Raw genomic sequence first — 16,142 nt, 5'->3', positions numbered from 1 at the left:
GACGCGGAAGGCGAAGCTGCGCTTTCCGCGCCCTTCCGCGTTTTCCGCGGTCCCATGACCGAGCCTCCGCTCCCGCGGAGGCTCAGGCCCCTTCCGTGTTTTCCGTGTCTTCCGTGGTTCCAGACAGACCCAGAGACCGACGCCCCCGCCGTCCCGCCCACGCCGTCCCGCTCAGCCGCCCGTCGCGGCCACGCGCCAGATGACGTCGCCCACGTCGTCGGCCACCAGCAGGGCGCCGCGGCCGTCCACCGCCACGCCCACCGGGCGGCCCTGGATCTTGCCGTCCGCGTTCAGGAACCCGGTCAGGAACTCCTGCGCCGGCGTCTGCGGCCGGCCGTCGGCGAAGGGCACGAACACCACCCGATAGCCGGCCAGCGGCTTGCGGTTCCACGAGCCGTGCTGGCCGATGAACGCCCCGCCCCGGTAGGCCGCCGGGAACGCCTCGCCCCGATAGAAGACGAGGCCCAGCGAGGCGGTGTGCGCGCCCAGGCCGTAGTCCGGCTTCAGCGCCGTGGCCACCAGTTCGGGACGTTCGGGCGTCACCCGCTTGTCCACGATCGTGCCCCAGTAGCTGTAGGGCCAGCCGTAGAAGCCGCCGTCCCTGACGCGGGTGAGGTAGTCCGGCGGCAGGTCCGGGCCGATCTCGTCGCGCTCGTTGACCACGGTCCACAGCGCGCCCGTCGTCGGCTCGAAGTCGAGGCCGTTGGGGTTGCGCAGGCCGCTGGCGAACACCCGCGCCTGCTTCGTCGCCAGGTCGTATTCCCAGACGGCGGCGCGGCCGGTCTCGGTCTCCAGGCCGTTCTCGCCGATGTTGGAGTCCGAGCCGACCGTCGCGTACAGCCGGGCGCCGTCCGGACTGGCCATCACGTTCTTGGTCCAGTGGTGGTTGCGCGGGCCGCCGGGCAGGTCGAACACCGGCGTCCCGGCGCCCGTCACCGACGTCTGCCCGGGCTGATAGGGGAAGCTGACGACGCCGTCGGCGTTGGCCACGTACAGCGTCTCGCCCACCAGGGTCATGCCGAAGGGCGACTTCAGGCCGTGGGCCGCGCCCTGGGCGAAGGTGGTCTTGGTCTCGGCCACGCCGTCGCCGTCGGCGTCGCGCAGCAGGGTGATGCGGTCGGCGCTGGGCGTCGTCGCGCCGACCCGCGACATGAGCAGCTTGGCGGCCCAGGCGCGGACGCCGCCTTCCTTGATCTCCTTGGGCGGAGCGGCCGCTTCGGCCACGAGGACGTCGCCGTTGGGCAGGGCCAGCATCCAGCGGGGATGGTCCAGGCCGTCGGCGAAGCGGGTGACGGTGAACCCCTCGGGGGCCGTGGGCTTCGCCGTCCCGGCCCAGCCCACCACCTCCGGCACGCCGATCTGCGGCAGCAGGCCCTTGTGCGGCGGCGGGATCGTCGGGTCGGGGCCGAAGCCGGCGAACGGGTCGCTCGACCCCGGCGACGAGCAGCCCGCCAGCAGCACCGCGCAGGCCGCCGCCGCGGCGGCTCCGAGCGCGGTCTTCGTCGTTCGAGAGGGGCTCATCGGGCGTCTCCGGGTCGTCTGTGGCGCGACGCTGACGCGTGTCGGCCATTGCGTCCACCACGGAAAGGCGGTGTGCTCCGCGCCAAGGAAACCGGCCGCCGGCGCGGCGAAGGGGAGGGGACTATGGCGGACGGTGTCGTCGAGGGCGTGACCCACGATCGCTACGCGGCGGTGCGCGACGTGTTCGAGGCCAACCTGGCGTCTGGCGCCGACCTGGGCGCCTCGTTCTGTGCCACGGTCGAGGGCGAGACGGTGGTCGACCTCTGGGGCGGCTGGGCCGATCCGGCGAAGACCCGGCCCTGGACGCGGGACACCATCGTCAACGTCTACTCCACCACCAAGACCATGACGGCGCTGGTCGCGCTGCTGGTCGCCGACCGGGGCGACCTCGACTTCGACGCGCCCGTGGCCCGCTACTGGCCCGAGTTCGCCGCCGGCGGGAAGGCCGAGGTCAAGGTCAGCCACCTCATGAGCCATTCGGCCGGCCTCTCGGGCTGGCAGGAGCCGATCACCCGGGAGGACCTCTACGACTGGGAGAAGATGACCCGGCTGCTGGCCGCCCAGACGCCCTTCTGGGCGCCCGGGACCGCGCCCGGCTACCACGCCCTGACCCAGGGCTATCTGGTGGGCGAGGTGATCCGGCGCATCACCGGCAAGTCGCTGGGGACCGTCTTCCGCGAGGAGATCGCCGAGCCGCTCGGCGCCGACTTCTGGATCGGGCTGCCGGCGTCCGAGGACGGCCGCGTGGCCGAACTGGTCCCGCCGGCGCCGGGTACGACCCAGGCCGAGGTGCGCGGCCAGACCGAGATCCAGCGCAATATGGCCAACAACCCCGGCATCCATGTGGACGAGACGAAGACCCGCGCCTGGCGCGGCGCCGAGATCCCGGCGGCCGGCGGCACGGGCAACGCGCGCTCGGTCGCGCAGGTGCACGCCATCCTGGCCAACGGCGGCGTCGCCCAGGGCCGGCGCTTCCTGAGCGAGGCGGGCTGCCGCAAGGCGCTGGAGCTGCAGATCGAGGGCGAAGACCTCTGCCTGGCCGGCCCGGCGCGCTTCGGGCTGGGCTTCGGCCTGGCGGGCGGCGTGGTCCCGCTGCCCAACCCCAACGCGATGTACTGGGGCGGCTACGGCGGCTCGCTCATCATCATCGACATGGACGCCCGGACCACCTTCGCCTACGCCATGAACCGTATGGTCGGCACGACCCAGGGCGACACCCGCGCCTTCGGCCTGGCGATGGCGATGTGGGCCGCGCTGGGGATCGGCTGACCGTGAACCTTATGAAGGCTGTTTGCTCGGGACCGGGCTGAGAGGCGGCTCCAGCCATTGCAGCCACTTGCGTCGCACGGCCGCCTCGGGGTCGATGCCGAAGCGGCGGCAGTAGAGCAGAAGCTGGCACAGGACGTCCGCGGCCTCGTCGGCCCGATCGTGCTCGCAGGCCTCGCCCCGTCCACGGCTGGAGAGGCGCAGATGCGCCTGGGAGAGTTCGCCGAGCTCCTCCTGGAGCTTCAGCAGGTACCAGTCGTCGTCGCGGGCGATCCCGTACTTGCCGGCGTAGATGTCCGAGATGCGCGCCGCCGACTCCGAGACTTCCGAGAGGGTCAGCGGCGTCTTCATGGTCAGACCGCGATGGGGGCCGCGATGGAAGGGTGGGCGGTGTAGCCCGTCAGCTTGAAGTCCTCGAACTCGAAGGCGAAGAGGTCGTCCCGGTCGGCCACGTGCATCACCGGAAGGGGCAGGGGCTCGCGCGAGAGCTGCAGCTTCGCCTGATCCAGGTGGTTCAGGTAGAGGTGCGCGTCACCCAGGGTGTGGACGAACTCGCCCGGCTCCAGGCCCGTCACCTTGGCCACCATCAGGGTGAGGAGGGCGTAGCTGGCAATGTTGAACGGGACGCCCAGGAACACGTCGGCCGAGCGCTGGTAGAGCTGGCAGCTCAACCGACCATCGGCCACGAAGAACTGGAACAGGCAGTGACAGGGCGGCAGGGCCATGTCCTCGACCTCGGCGGGGTTCCAGGCCGAGACGATGTGGCGACGGCTGTCGGGGTTGGTCCTGAGGCTCTTCACCACGCCAGCGATCTGGTCGATCACCTGGCCGTCCGGCGCCGCCCAGGATCGCCACTGCTTGCCGTAGACCGGCCCCAGCTCGCCCGACGGATCGGCCCATTCGTCCCAGATGGAGACCCCGCGCTCCTGAAGCCAGCGGACGTTGGTGTCGCCGCGGAGGAACCAAAGCAGCTCCAGGATGATGGACTTGCGGTGCAGCTTCTTGGTGGTCAGCAGCGGGAAGCCGCGAGACAGGTCGAAGCGCATCTGCCGCCCGAAGACGCCCAGGGTGCCCACGCCGGTACGATCGCCGCGCCGCGCCCCGTTCTCCAGGATATCGGCCAGCAGGTCGAGATACTGGCGCTCGGGATGGTCCGGGGCGGCCTCGTATGGTGCGGCGATGGCGGCATGGGCGTTCATCACGGACGAGCGTCGGTGATTCGTGTGACGCCGGATAGCGCTTCGATCCCCGCGATCCACAGCGCAGAGCCGGGCGTCCACATGAGCTGGCGTCGAAACGGGCCGGAGAGTTTCAGCCCGCGAAGCCGCCTTCGTCCAGGAACGCCTGCTCTTCCGGGGTCGTCACGCGGGCGAACGCCGGGTTGCGATGGGGGAAGCGGCCGAAGCGGGCGATGATGTCACGGTGGATCTCATGCCACTTCACGGTCTCGGCGTCGCCAAGGTCCCGAGCCAGCTCCAGGCCGTATTCCTGGTCGGCCAACGTCTCGGAATGCTGGAAGGGTAACAGGAAGAATTGCCGGAGACCCGCCTCCACGTCCCGGTGCCAGCCGCGTTCGGTGGCGCTGCGGGCGATGGCCAGCGCCTTGGGGTCGGTGGCGAAGGCATGGGCCGAGTTCCGGTAGAGGTTGCGCGGGAACTGGTCGAGCAGGATCAGCAGGGCCAGCGCGCCGTCGGGGGTTTCGGCCCAGCGGTCGTACTCGCCCCGCGCCGCGATGTGATGGACGGGCTCGAACTTCAGCCGGATCGCGGCGTCGAAGCGCGCGTCGCGGGCGAACCACTTCTGCGGCCCGGCTGAACGCCAGAAGGCGAGTACGTCGTTGGGTGTCGCGGCCAAGGGGACATCCTTTCTTCAACGCCTGAGGTGGCGCGATCCGTCGCGCCGTTCAAGGATGGTTCACCCTGACCCTGCGCATCGTCCTTGCTGAAGGGACTTCGGGCCGCCGTCTGGCGTCCCAAGACGGACGATGAAGAGCATGAAGACGACCATGACGGCCCTGGCCGTCGTTTTGGCCGCCGCCACGGCCGTTCCGGCCTTCGGCCAGGAGCGCGGAGATCGTGGCGGTCGCAGCGAGCGCATGGAACAGCGCGGCGGCCCCGGCCGAGACGGCGGGTTCCGGGCGCAGTCCGGGCGTGAAGGGCCCCGCCGCGACGCTGTCACCGGCGAACGGTCCGGTCGATCCGGCGGCGAATGGCGTGGTGGAGACCGCGGTGGAGATCGGGGCGGACTCCGGGGCGAGGCGCCGCGCGCGACACCCGCGCCGCAGGCTCCGGCTGCGCCCCGCGCCGCCGAGCCGCGCGGTCGTGGCGACGCCCAGCGCCCGGACCGGCCCAGAGGCGAATGGAGCGGCGGCGAGCGGCGTGAGTGGAGCGGGCGTGACGGTCGCCCCGCTGAAGGTCGCCCCGCTGAGCGGCGCCCGGGCGATGGACGTCGGGACAACGACCGCGGCGGTCGAGACTGGGATCGGAGCGATCGCGGAGGTCGCGACTGGAACGGGCGTGGCGATGGTCGCGACCGGCGCGACTGGGACCGCCGAGACGACCGCCGCGACTCGGACCGTCGCAACTGGGATCGGCGGCAGGGCGACCGGCGCCATTGGGAACGTGGCCGTTATCCGTCGGTCTATTTCTCGTCGAACCGGTACCGGTACGACTGGCGGGCGCCCCGCGGCTTCTACGTGCGGACCTGGAGCTTCGGAGACTTCTATCCTCGGGACTGGTTCGGGCCGGGCTACTGGATCAACGACCCCTGGCTCTACGATCTGCCCCTGCCGCCGCCCGGCTTCGACTGGGTGCGCTCGGGACCGGACGCCCTGCTGATCGACCAGTACACCGGTCGTATCCTCCAGGTGGTGCGCAACGTCTTCTGGTGGTGATCAGCCGGCCTGGCAGGCGGCGCAGAGGCCGCGGGCTTCGAGGGTGACGGCGCGCACCGCATAACCCGTGGCTTCGGCCGCCGACATCGAGGGGCCGAGGTCCGGCTGGAACTCGGCCGCCTCGCCGCAGCAGTCGCAGATCAGAAAGGCCGCCACGTGGCCGCCCTCGATGCGGCAGGGGACGTAGGCGTTCAGGCTCTCGATGCGGTGCGCGAACCCCAAGCGTTCCAGGAACTCCAGGGCGCGGTAGACCGTGGGCGGCTTGGCGGGTTCGCCGCCGGCGCCGAAGGCGGCGATCAGGTCGTAGGCCTTCATCGGGGCGTCGGAACCCAGCAGAAGTTCCAGCACGCGGCGACGCGGTGCGGTGAGGCGCTCGTGCCGTTCGACGCACCGTCCCTCGGCGTCGCCCAGCGCCCGGCTGAGCGCCACGCCGGACAGCCCATGGTGCACGTGATGCTCGTGATGCTGGCAATCGCTCGCCATGTCTCTCCGCTATCTCCGATCCGCCCGCGCCGCAACGACTTGACGAGTCGTTATGTTATTTCATAACAGTTTGACCTTCTCGCAAGTCCTCTCCCGGGTCCACGATGTCGCGCGTCCAATTCTTCTCCGCCGCCGCCCTGACGGCGCTTCTCGCCGGTTCGGCGTCCGCACAATCCGCCGCGAACCCGGCCGCCGGTCCGCCGCGCGAAGTGGGCGAGGTGGTGGTCACCGCCGCGCCCTACGCCGTGACCCTCGACTCGGCGACCACGAGCGTCGACATCCTGAAGCGGGAGGATATCGACCAGGCGCCGGCGGGCGGCATCGGGGACGCCCTGGCGGGGGTGGCCGGCGTGCGGTCCAGCGCCTTCGGTCCCGGTGCGAGCCGCCCGGTGATCCGCGGCCTCTCCGGCCCGCGCGTGCTCGTGCTTTCGAACGGCCTGGGCCAGGTGGACGCCAGTGCGCTGTCTCCCGACCACGCCGTGGCCTCCGATCCCCAGGAGGCCGAGCGCATCGAGGTTCTGCGCGGTCCCTCGGCCCTGGCCTACGGCGGCTCGGCCATCGGCGGCGTGGTCAACATCATCGACGACCGTATCCCGACACGGCCGGTCGAGGGACTGTCGGGACGGATCCTGGGGTCGGGCTCCAGCGTCGACGACGGCTGGAGCGTGGGCGGCGCGCTCAAGGCCGGCGCGGGGCCCTGGGTCGTCACGGCCGACGGCCTGCGCCGGGAGACGAAGGACTATAAGGTCCCCACCTTCCCGGAATCCCGGCGCCAGTTCGCCGCCGAGGGCGAGGCCGACGAATGGCCCGGCAAGGTGGACTCGAAGGTCGAAAACACCTTCTCCAACCTCAGCGCCTACGGCGCGGGCCTCTCGTACGTGGGCGAGCGTGGTTACGTCGGCGTCTCGGTGAAGCGCACCCGGTCGGACTACGGCGTCCCCGGGCACGCCCATGCCCACGGCGGTCACGATCATGACGGCCACGACCATGATGATCACGATCACGATGACCATGACGAGGGCGAGGAGGAGGCGGTCAGCATCAAGCTGAGGCAGACCCGCTACGATCTGCGGGGAGAGACGCGGCTAGGCGCCGGGCCGTTCGAAACCCTCCGGTTCTCGGTGGGCTACGCCGACTACACCCACGTTGAACTGGAGGACGGGACGCCGGCCACGCGTTTCACCTCGGACGGATGGGAGAGCCGGATCGAACTCGTCCAGCCGGATCGCGACGGCTGGCAGGGCGCGGTGGGCCTCCAACTCCTGGGCCGGGACTTCGCCGCGGTGGGCGACGAGGCCTATGTGCCGGCCACCCGGACCAAGGAGTGGGGCGCCTTCACCCTGCAGAGGTTCGATCGCGACGCCTGGGGCGTCGAAGGCGGCCTGCGCCTCGAGCGCAAGGAGATCGACAGTCTCGTGGCCGACCGCGACTTCACCGGCGTCTCGGCGTCGGCGGGGGCGTTCCTGCGGCCCGCCGAGGGCCTCTTTGTTTCGCTGAGCGCCTCCCGGACCGAGCGTGCGCCGGCGCAGGAGGAGTTGTTCGCCCAGGGCGCGCACCCCGCCACGCGCTCGTTCGAGATCGGAGATCCGACTCTGGGCAGCGAGGTCTCGTACTCCGTCGACCTCACGGGGCATGTGGAGCGCGGCCGTTTCGAGGTGGACGCCCACCTGTTCGCGGTGCGCTACGACGGCTTCATCGACCTGCGCCCCACCGGCGCAGAGGACGACGACAGCGGCCTTCCGATCTTCGCCTACCGCCAGACCGACGCGACCTTCCATGGGGGCGAGATCGACGGGTCGTTCCGCGCCTGGGAGCGCGGCGAGCGCAGTTTCACGCTGCAGGGGACGGCCGACTACGTCCGGGGACGGACCGATCTGGGCCCGCCCGCCCGCATCCCACCCTGGTCGGTGGCCGGGCGCGGAATCTACGAGGCCGGTTGGTGGCGCGGCATGATCGAGGTGCGCCGGGTGGGCGGCCAGGATCGGGTCGCCGCGGCGGAACTGCCCACCAGCGGCTATACCCTGCTGAACGCCTCGCTCACGGTCCGGCCGCTGCGCGACCGGGGATTCAAGATCTTCCTGGAAGGGCGTAATCTGGGCGATGTCGAAGCCCGCGAGCACGCCTCGTTCCTGAAGGACATCGCACCGCTGCCGGGCCGCAACTTCAGGCTGGGCGTGGGCTACCGCTTCTGAAGGACGCCCGGCGCTTGGCCCCGAGGTCCAGCGCCAGGGCCTGAACACCGGGGCCTGATATCGGGGTAAACCCGAGCGTCAGGCCTCTTCGCTCTCGCTCGACGGCGGCGCGCCTTCGCCGGCGTCGAAGCTGCGCGGCGCGCGGCGGCGACGGGGACGGGCGGGTTTCTCCTCGGCGGCCCCTTCCGGCGCGGCGGCCGGCGCGCGGCTCGCGCGGAGGAAGTCCGGCAGGTCGCTGGAACCCCCGTCGGAGTCGCGCAGGACGGGGCCGCGCGGTTCCGGATTGCGGGGTTCCGCATTGCGCGGTTCCGGGGCGCGCGCCTCGACCGCAGCCTCGGCCTGCGGATTGATCACGGCCAGCGGGTCGCGCGGCTCACGCTCGGCGCGCTCGCTGCGTTCCGGACGCTCCGATCGCTCGGGCCGCTCCGATCGCTCGGGGCGTTCGCGGCGTTCGCCGTCCTCGCCGCGCGGGCGGTCGTCCCGGCGGTCCCGATCGCGATTGCGATCCCGGTCGCGCCAGCGGTCCCTGTCGCGACCTTCACGGCCGTCCCGGTCCCGGTTCTGATCCCGATCCCGACTCTGGTCCCGATTCTGATCTCGGTCCCGGTTCTGATCGCGGTCGCGGCGGGGTTCGCCGTCACGGGGCTGCCAGTCGCCCCGCTCGCGTTCCCGACTGCGGTCAACGCCATCCTGGCGGGCTTCGGGATTGTCATGCGCGCCGTCGTCGGCGGCTTCGGCCTGGGCCTGGGCGTTTTCGTCCTCGAAATCGATGTCGTAGCCCGAGGCGAACTGGTCTCGGCCGATGATCTCGCTGGCGGGCCGGTTGGGCTGGATGGCCCGGATGAGGCGGAAATAGTGCTCGGCGTGCTGGAGGTAGTTCTCAGCCAGCACGCGGTCGCCGGCCGAGCCGGCGTCTCGGGCGAGCTGCTGGTATTTCTCGAACACGTGCTGGGCGTTGCCGCGCACCTTGACGCCGTCGGGGCCGTTCGAATCGAACGCGCGGTTGGCGTTCTGCTGAGGCTTGCCGCCACCGCCGCCGCCACCCCGGTTCCGACCGCGCTGGCGCTTCATACCCTTGAAATCTCTCATATTTTAAGAAACCGTCCGGTTCTTCCCTAGCGCCTCTTCGGCGGCTTGGCTTTCCGCGTGGACGGGCCTCGGCCCGGTCAGTCCCCAAGAAAGCGAAAGTGTTCCCCGTCTTCCGCCCGGAAGCTCGCCAGCGAGAGGCCCCTGATGGTGAAGGCGTCACGCTTGTCGGGACGGGCGGGCGTCCTTCATGGGGACGCATCTACCTGCAACACCGACGGATTTGGGTGGAGACCAGACCTGATGTAGCGATTCAGGGCGTCGTTTCCAAGGTCTTTTTCTCACCGACCACCACGCGGTCGCGGTCGGCGAGGTCCCGGATCGTCTCGACGAAGACGGCGCCCGCCTCCCGGAACAGGGCCTCGACCGCGCTCTTCTGATCGTAGCCGATCTCCACCGCGAAGCGTCCGCCGGGCTTCAGCACGCGCAGAATCTCGGGGGCCAGGATGCGGTAGTGGTCCAGGCCGTCGGCCCCGCCGGCCAGCGCCAGTCGCGGCTCATGGTCGCGCACCTCGGGGTCGAGGGTCTCGATCACCTCCTCGGCGATGTAGGGTGGGTTGGCCACCACGAGGTCGAAGCCCTCGCTCTCGATCCCCGCCGTCCAGTCGCCGCGCAGAAACGCCGCCCGGCCGGCGAGGCCCAGGGATGCGGCGTTGTCGCGGGCCACGGCCAGGGCCTCTTCCGAGACGTCGATCCCCAGGCCGCGCGCCGCCGGTCGCTCGGCCAGCAGGGCCAGCAGGATCGCGCCCGAGCCGACTCCCAGATCCAGGATCCGCCACGGCGCCGGCTCGGGGAAGTCGCGCAGGGCGTACTCCACCACCGTCTCGGTGTCGGGCCGGGGCGTCAGCACGTCGGGCGTCACCCGGAGCATGATCTTCCAGAAGCCCTTGCGGCCCAGGATGTGGCTCACCGGCTCGCGCTTCTCCCGGCGCGAAACATAGTCCTCGAGCCGGGCGGCCTGTTCGGGCGTCAGCGGCCGGTAGGGGTCGCTCACGATGTCCACGCGGGTGGCGTCGGCCGCCGCCTCGACCAGCAGCCGGGCGTCGATGACGGGGCCGGGGACGCGGGCGGCCTCGAGGCGGGCCTTCGCGCCCTGCCAGGCCTGGAGCAGGTTCTGAGTCATGGGCGGGTCTCTGGACGGTCCTGCGGGGCCGTGGCCGCGTCGCCCACCGCCACGCGGCCGGCGACCGTCACATGGACGTAAACACCGCAGAGCATGTGGCCATAATGGTCGAAGAGGGCCTTCACCACCTCCTGGTCGCGCACGCCCGTGGCCGGGTCGACCTCGGTGGCGGCGCAACGGACGATGGGCTTGTAGACCTTGGCGCGCGCCCAGCCGACCATCAGCTCGCGGCCCTCCCAGGTGTTCTCGACCCAGGCTGGCCAACCCTCGACATAGAGGTTCCCGCGGAAGCGCAGCGGGTCGAGGTCCACGCCCATCTTCGCCGACAGGTCGCGCACGCTGGCGAGGTTGACGATCGAGACCTGGCCCAGAGGATGATCGGTGAAGCGGAAGCCGCCGCGGGCGTCCATCACCTTGAGGGGGCCGCGAATTTCTTCGGACGGCAGCACGTCGGTCAGCCACTCGGCGAAGGTGTCGCGGTCGGCTTCGGCGTCGAGCCGCCCCGACCAGGCGCCGACGCCCGGCGCCTCTGCGGTCATCACGCCCGACGCTTCATCCAGCCGCGTGCGGACTCTGGCCACCTCGGGAATGGCGGCCAGGACGGTGAACTTCTGCTTCGTCGTCCAGGCCGGCGCCGCGGGGTCGAAGCCCGAGGGACCGTTCTCCACCGCCCAGACCCGATCATGCGGAAATCCCTCGCCGGGCGCCAGATCCGCGTGGTCCAGCGCCTCGGGCGTGAAGCCCTTGATGGGGTGACGGAATATCGCCGCGATGTGCCCGCTCATGCAGGGCTTCTCGCCCAAACCCGCTCCAGCCTCAAGGCGCGATACGGATTCGAGGAAGGCAGATCAGCTTCACAACCATAGGAAGACATAGTTCCGGAAACATCTTCTGAGTTTAAACTTTTGATAAGTCGCGAGGCGCACGCTCAACGCGAAAAGGGCAGGAATGTCCGCATAAGGTGAGTGAGGAGTCATGTCGCGGAATTGCGTTTCGGCGGTGGTGGCCGCCATCGTCCTCGTCCCCGCCACGCTCTCCACGGCCCCGGCCTGGGCCGCGACGGCCACGGGATCGTTCCAGGTCAGCATGACGATCGAAGGCTCGTGCAGCGTGGCGTCCGCCACCACGCTCGACTTCGGCTCCCACGCCACGGTCGCGTCGAACGTCGATTCCTCGAGCACGATCGGGGTTCAGTGCACCAGCGCGACGCCCTATTCGATCGGCCTCAGCGCGGGGCAGGGCTCGGGCGCCACGGTCAGCAACCGGCTTCTCACGAGTGGGGGGGCGACCATCCCCTACACGATCTACCGGGATTCCAACCACACCCAGGTCTGGGGGGTGACCAACGCCGTCGACACCCAGGGTGGCACCGGCAATGGGGGCGTGCAGTCGTTCACCGTGTATGGGCGCGTCCCGCCGGTGGCGAGCCCGCCGGCCGGGGCCTACAGCGACACGATCGCCGTGACCGTGACTTACTAGGACCGCGGCGACATGCGGCGATCACCCCTGGCGGCCGTCCTGGCCCTCGCGGGCCTGATCTTCCTGCCGACCCCGGCCGCGGAGGCCGGCGCCCTTCGGGTCAGCCCGCTCAACCTCGACCTTTCGTCCCAGCGTCCGGCGGCCACGCTGACCCTGCGCAACGACGATGGCTCCCCGGTGAATGTCCAGGTGAGAGTGTACCGGTGGGCGCAGAGAGGGGCGCGCGAGGTCCTCACCCCGACCGAAGACGTGGCGGTCAGTCCTCCGATCGCGTCCATCGAGGCGCGTGGCGAACGTATCATCCGCGTCGTCGGCCTCGCCGTGCAAGGTCCGGGCGAGCGCGCTTATCGCGTGGTGGTGGATGAATTGCCGCCGCCGCCCGACGCCCAGGGACGACAGGTCCGCCTGCTGATGCGGCACTCCATACCCGTCTTCGTGACGCCGGCCGCGGCGACGGCGGCGCGACTGGAGCAACTCCAAATGTCGGCCCGGCGTGGCCCGGGCGGGTTGCTCCTGACGGCCGAGAATCGCGGCGCACGCCGTGTCCGGGTCGCCGATCTGAGGGTGCTGGACGCGACCGGGCAGGTGATTTCCGAGCGTCCGGGATTGCTGGGCTATGTCCTGGCCGGCGCCCAGATGGGCTGGGAACTGCCGGCCGCCACCGACACCGGCGCTCCATTCCGCCTCAAGGCCGAAACCGATGCGGGTTCGCTCGACATCACCCTCTCTCCGCGGCTCTAGCCTCGCGGCGGCGTGCTGGGCGCTCGCCGGCGCCGCCATGGCCGCCCCCGCGCCCGTGAAGCCCGAGACGGCGCGCCCCGAGGCTGGCATGAGGCTTCACCTCGACGTCTACCGCAACAGCGAGCCGACCGGTCTGATCGCGGCCTTTCGCCTACGGCCCGATGGGGAGCTTGTGGCGACGGTCGACGAGATCCGCGCGCTCGGCCTGGCTGCGCCGCCGGGGCTGGAAGGCGAGATCGCCCCGCGCAGTCTTCCAGGCGTGGACTATCGCTACGACGAACCCGGCCAGCGTCTGTTCGTCGTCGCGGACGCGCGCGCGGTGCTCCCGACGGTCATCTCGTTCAACACCACGCCGGCGCGACAGGCGCCCGCCCGCGACGCCGGCATGCTCGTCAACTACAGCCTGTCCGCATCAGCGGCCGACGATGGCGTTCGAGGCGTCTCGAGCGTGACCGGCGCGTTCGACGCGCGTGTGTTCGGCCGCTTCGGGCTGGCCGAGAACGCCCTGGTGGTGGCCGCGACGTCGGGCGGACGCTCGCAGGCCGTGAGGCTGGACACCCGATGGACCTACGACGACGTCGACCGCGCGCTGTCGTGGAGAGCGGGCGACCTGATCTCGGGTGGGCTGGCCTGGACACGTCCGTTGCGCCTGGGCGGTGTCCAGTTCCGGCGGGATTTCGGCACCCGCCCCGACATCGTGACCATACCCACGCCGGTCCTTTCGGCGACCGCGGCGGTTCCATCCATGCTGGAGGTCGCCATGGGGCCTTCGGTCCTCATGCTGCGGCGCGTTCCTGCGGGGCCGGTGGAGGTGACCGATCTGCCGATCCAGGGGCGGGGAGAAGCGCGCCTCGTCCTGCGCGATGCGTTCGGCGCGGAGCAGGTGGTCAGCGCCAGCTACTTCGCCTCTCCGCAACTCCTGCGCGCGGGGCTGGCGGACTTCTCCTTCGAGGCGGGCTTCGCACGCCGGGGATTCGGCCTGAGGTCGGCGGACTACGACGATCGGCTCCTGGTGTCGGCGACGGGGCGCTACGGGCTTTCCGACAATCTGACGCTCCAGGCCCATTCCGAGGCGGGGGGGAAGGTGGTGGCGCTGGGCGGCGGCCTCGTCCGCCGGTTCGGCGCGCTGGGGACAGCCTCGGCCGCTGCGGCGGCCAGCCGGCGGAGCGGCGCGGAAGGCGCTCTGTTCAACGTTGCGTTCGAGAGCCGGGTGAGCCGATACGCCCTGGCGGGTCAGGTCCAGAGAACGGTGGGCGACTACCGGGATGTCGCCGCGGAAACCGCCACGCGGGGCCTTCCCGGCCTGCTGGACGGCGGGCGGCAACCCCGGACCCTGGTTCAGGCGACGGCGTCCGGACCCCTCGAACTGGCGGTCTTCGAGCGCTGGGGCGGACTGCCGACGCTGGCGGTGACCTATGCGCTTCGCGACCCGTGGGGCGGGCCGAGGTACGAAATCCTCAATGGCTCGGTCAGCTACATTCTGCGCAACGGCTGGAATCTCCAGGCGGCCGCCTTCATCTCGCGCGCCCAGCGCCGGGAGCGGGGCGTGTTCCTCGCGGTCTCCGCGCCGCTCGGGTCGGCGCGGACCGCGAGCGCCGGGCTCGACCAGAGCCGGGGCCGGTCGTCGGCCTTCGCCGAGGTCCGGCAGCAGGAATCGATCGAGCCCGGCGGCGTCGGCTGGCGCCTGCGTGCGGATCGGGGACGCCGGTCGGGCGTCGCGGCGGAAGCCGCCTATCGCGGGGAGGTCGTTCGTGTGGCCGGTCGCGTTTCGCAGTACGGCGGGACCCGCGAGGCCGAGGTCCGGGCCGAAGGCTCCGTGGTCTGGCTGGACGGCCCCCTGGCGTCCGGAAGCCGCATTGACGGCGCGTTTGCGGCGGTGGACGTCGGAGTTCCCGGCGTGGGGGTCCGGCATCAGAACCGGCTCGTGGCCCGCAGCGATGCGGACGGTCGCGCGCTGGTGACCAACCTCGACGCTTACAGCGCCAACCTTCTGGCCATCGAGACCACCGACCTTCCCCTGTCCGCCCTCGCCTCCGTCACCCGGATCTCCGTCAGCCCGCCGTATGGCTCGGGTGTCCGGGCCGCGTTTCGGGTCACACCGGCCCCGCGGCAGGGCATGGTGTGGCTGCGGCTGCCCAGCGGCGCGGCCCCGCCCGCCGGAGCCCGCGCCCGGTTCGACGCCGGACCCTTCGATCGGGTGGTCGGCTACGACGGGCAGGTCTTCGTCGAGGACGCCGCGGCGGTCCGCGACATTCAGGTCGAGCTGGGCGCCGGCGCGCTCTGCATCGCGACCCTAACCGCAACAGACCCGGAGACGTTTCATGGCGCGATCCTGGAATGCCGCTAGCTGGCGCAGGCTGGCCATCGTTGTCGGTGGCCAGGTGGTCCTGGCGATCCTGGGCGGCGGGGCGGCGTGGGCGCAGTCCTGCACGGTCGAGGTCTCGGACGGTGATTTCGGGACGGTCAACGGGCTGGCGGGGGGGACGGTCAACACCACGGCGACCCTGTCGTTCGCCTGCACCGGGCTCACGCCGGTCGTTCCCGTGACCCTGTGCCCGAACATCGGCCCGGGATCGGGCGGCGACGACGGCTCGGGCGGCCGGCGCCTCACGGGGCCGGGCGCGCCGCTGGCGTTCCAGATCTACCAGGACGCCGCGCGCAGCCAGCCGTGGGGCTCCTCGTCGTTGCTGGCTTTCGGTGAGGTTCCGACGATCACCCTGATTCCGGGCCTCTCGGGGCGGGTCAACACCACGAGGACGCTGTACGGCCGGGTGACCGTCCCGGCGACGACTCAACCCGGCGCCTACGCCTCGACGTTCGCGAACCAGAATTTCTTCTGGGGCCTGAACCTGCTCACCTGCGCCGGGATCACCATCGGCACAGCGATCCCACCCCCCGCCTTCACGTTCCGGGTCGACGTCGCCCCCAGTTGCACGGTCTCGGCCACCCTGCTCGACTTCGGGCCGGTCGGCCTCCTTTCCGCGCCGGTTTCGGCTCAGAACACGGTCAGCGTCCGCTGCACGCCGGGCACGCCCTATTCCGTAGGACTCGGGCCGGGACTCAACGGGTCGGGGCCCACGGCGCGGCGGCTGGCGAAGGGGGCGGAACGGGTGACCTACGGCATCTACAAGGATGCGGCGGCGACCCAGCCGTGGGGAGAGGCCGCCCAGGGCGCTTCGGCGGTGTGGTCGGGAACAGGGTCCGGGGCCACCCAGACCTACACAGGCTATGGACGCGCCCCCGCCCAGACGACGCCCTCGCCGGGCGAGTACGTCGATACGGTGGTGGCGACGATCACCTACTGATCCGCGGCCGGCCGCGGTCGAAAGGCCGCAGATCGGCCCGGCCGGCGGAACGC

General features: G+C 71.0%; 15 protein-coding genes. 7 read left to right on the top strand and 8 right to left on the bottom strand.

The window, feature by feature from the left end; genetic code table 11:
* Positions 1-171: 171 nt before the first annotated feature.
* Positions 172-1,521, bottom strand: a complete 1,350-nt coding sequence (locus tag ABS78_RS10220) for a sorbosone dehydrogenase family protein (RefSeq protein WP_293378095.1) — start codon at positions 1,519-1,521, stop codon at positions 172-174.
* Positions 1,522-1,644: 123 nt separating this feature from the next.
* Here ABS78_RS10220 and ABS78_RS10215 point away from each other — a divergent pair, with 123 nt between their 5' ends.
* The gene (locus ABS78_RS10215) at positions 1,645-2,790 is read left to right on the top strand and encodes a serine hydrolase domain-containing protein (protein WP_293378092.1); all 1,146 of its coding nucleotides are present in this window, start codon (positions 1,645-1,647) and stop codon (positions 2,788-2,790) included.
* Positions 2,791-2,799: 9 nt separating this feature from the next.
* On the opposite strand, the gene ABS78_RS10210 is transcribed toward ABS78_RS10215, so the two are convergent.
* The 3 genes from ABS78_RS10210 to ABS78_RS10200 all read right to left on the bottom strand — a co-directional run bounded on the left by ABS78_RS10210 (position 2,800) and on the right by ABS78_RS10200 (position 4,641).
* Positions 2,800-3,138 (bottom strand): phosphoribosyl-ATP pyrophosphohydrolase, encoded by a 339-nt coding sequence (locus tag ABS78_RS10210; RefSeq protein WP_293378089.1) that lies wholly within the window; start codon positions 3,136-3,138, stop codon positions 2,800-2,802.
* A gap of 2 nt (positions 3,139-3,140) precedes the next feature.
* On the bottom strand, positions 3,141-3,986 hold the full coding sequence (locus ABS78_RS10205) for a thymidylate synthase (RefSeq protein ID WP_293378086.1): 846 nt from the start codon (positions 3,984-3,986) through the stop codon (positions 3,141-3,143).
* 112 nt (positions 3,987-4,098) lie between these two features.
* A complete protein-coding gene (locus ABS78_RS10200; protein WP_293378083.1) occupies positions 4,099-4,641 on the bottom strand; it encodes a DUF924 family protein in 543 nt (180 codons plus the stop codon).
* Between the two features lie 139 nt (positions 4,642-4,780).
* On the opposite strand from ABS78_RS10200, the gene ABS78_RS10195 reads away from it, so the two are divergent.
* Positions 4,781-5,680: an RcnB family protein gene (locus tag ABS78_RS10195; protein WP_293378078.1), complete on the top strand. Its 900-nt coding sequence runs from the start codon at positions 4,781-4,783 to the stop codon at positions 5,678-5,680.
* Here ABS78_RS10195 and ABS78_RS10190 read toward each other — a convergent pair whose 3' ends face one another.
* Positions 5,681-6,163 carry a Fur family transcriptional regulator gene (locus tag ABS78_RS10190; RefSeq protein ID WP_293378075.1) on the bottom strand — a complete coding sequence of 161 codons (483 nt, stop codon included), beginning with the start codon at positions 6,161-6,163 and terminating at the stop codon, positions 5,681-5,683.
* A gap of 104 nt (positions 6,164-6,267) precedes the next feature.
* Here ABS78_RS10190 and ABS78_RS10185 point away from each other — a divergent pair, with 104 nt between their 5' ends.
* The gene (locus tag ABS78_RS10185; protein ID WP_293378072.1) at positions 6,268-8,355 is read left to right on the top strand and encodes a TonB-dependent receptor; all 2,088 of its coding nucleotides are present in this window, start codon (positions 6,268-6,270) and stop codon (positions 8,353-8,355) included.
* Positions 8,356-8,433: 78 nt separating this feature from the next.
* Here the strand turns inward: ABS78_RS10185 and ABS78_RS10180 are convergent, their stop codons facing one another.
* The 3 genes from ABS78_RS10180 to ABS78_RS10170 all read right to left on the bottom strand — a co-directional run bounded on the left by ABS78_RS10180 (position 8,434) and on the right by ABS78_RS10170 (position 11,349).
* Positions 8,434-9,426, bottom strand: a complete 993-nt coding sequence (locus ABS78_RS10180) for a DUF4167 domain-containing protein (RefSeq protein WP_293378069.1) — start codon at positions 9,424-9,426, stop codon at positions 8,434-8,436.
* Positions 9,427-9,694: 268 nt separating this feature from the next.
* Positions 9,695-10,564, bottom strand: coding sequence for a peptide chain release factor N(5)-glutamine methyltransferase (gene prmC, locus ABS78_RS10175; RefSeq protein ID WP_293378066.1), 870 nt, complete (start codon positions 10,562-10,564; stop codon positions 9,695-9,697).
* Positions 10,561-11,349, bottom strand: a complete 789-nt coding sequence (locus tag ABS78_RS10170; RefSeq protein ID WP_293378063.1) for an MOSC N-terminal beta barrel domain-containing protein — start codon at positions 11,347-11,349, stop codon at positions 10,561-10,563. Before ABS78_RS10170 ends, prmC begins: the two co-directional genes overlap by 4 nt.
* A gap of 190 nt (positions 11,350-11,539) precedes the next feature.
* Here ABS78_RS10170 and ABS78_RS10165 point away from each other — a divergent pair, with 190 nt between their 5' ends.
* The 4 genes from ABS78_RS10165 (at position 11,540) to ABS78_RS10150 (ending at position 16,089) form a co-directional block, all read left to right on the top strand.
* Entirely contained in the window at positions 11,540-12,043 is a 504-nt protein-coding gene (locus tag ABS78_RS10165) for a spore coat U domain-containing protein (protein ID WP_293378060.1), read from the top strand.
* A 12-nt stretch (positions 12,044-12,055) separates the two neighbouring features.
* A complete protein-coding gene (locus ABS78_RS10160) occupies positions 12,056-12,784 on the top strand; it encodes a molecular chaperone (RefSeq protein ID WP_293378057.1) in 729 nt (242 codons plus the stop codon).
* A gap of 88 nt (positions 12,785-12,872) precedes the next feature.
* Positions 12,873-15,131, top strand: a complete 2,259-nt coding sequence (locus ABS78_RS10155; RefSeq protein ID WP_293378054.1) for a fimbria/pilus outer membrane usher protein — start codon at positions 12,873-12,875, stop codon at positions 15,129-15,131.
* Positions 15,106-16,089 carry a spore coat U domain-containing protein gene (locus ABS78_RS10150; protein WP_293378051.1) on the top strand — a complete coding sequence of 328 codons (984 nt, stop codon included), beginning with the start codon at positions 15,106-15,108 and terminating at the stop codon, positions 16,087-16,089. Before ABS78_RS10155 ends, ABS78_RS10150 begins: the two co-directional genes overlap by 26 nt.
* Positions 16,090-16,142: the final 53 nt, after the last annotated feature.

This window comes from Phenylobacterium sp. SCN 70-31 (genome assembly GCF_001724605.1).
GTDB lineage: Bacteria > Pseudomonadota > Alphaproteobacteria > Caulobacterales > Caulobacteraceae > Phenylobacterium.
This window is presented reverse-complemented; position numbering and strand designations above follow the sequence as displayed.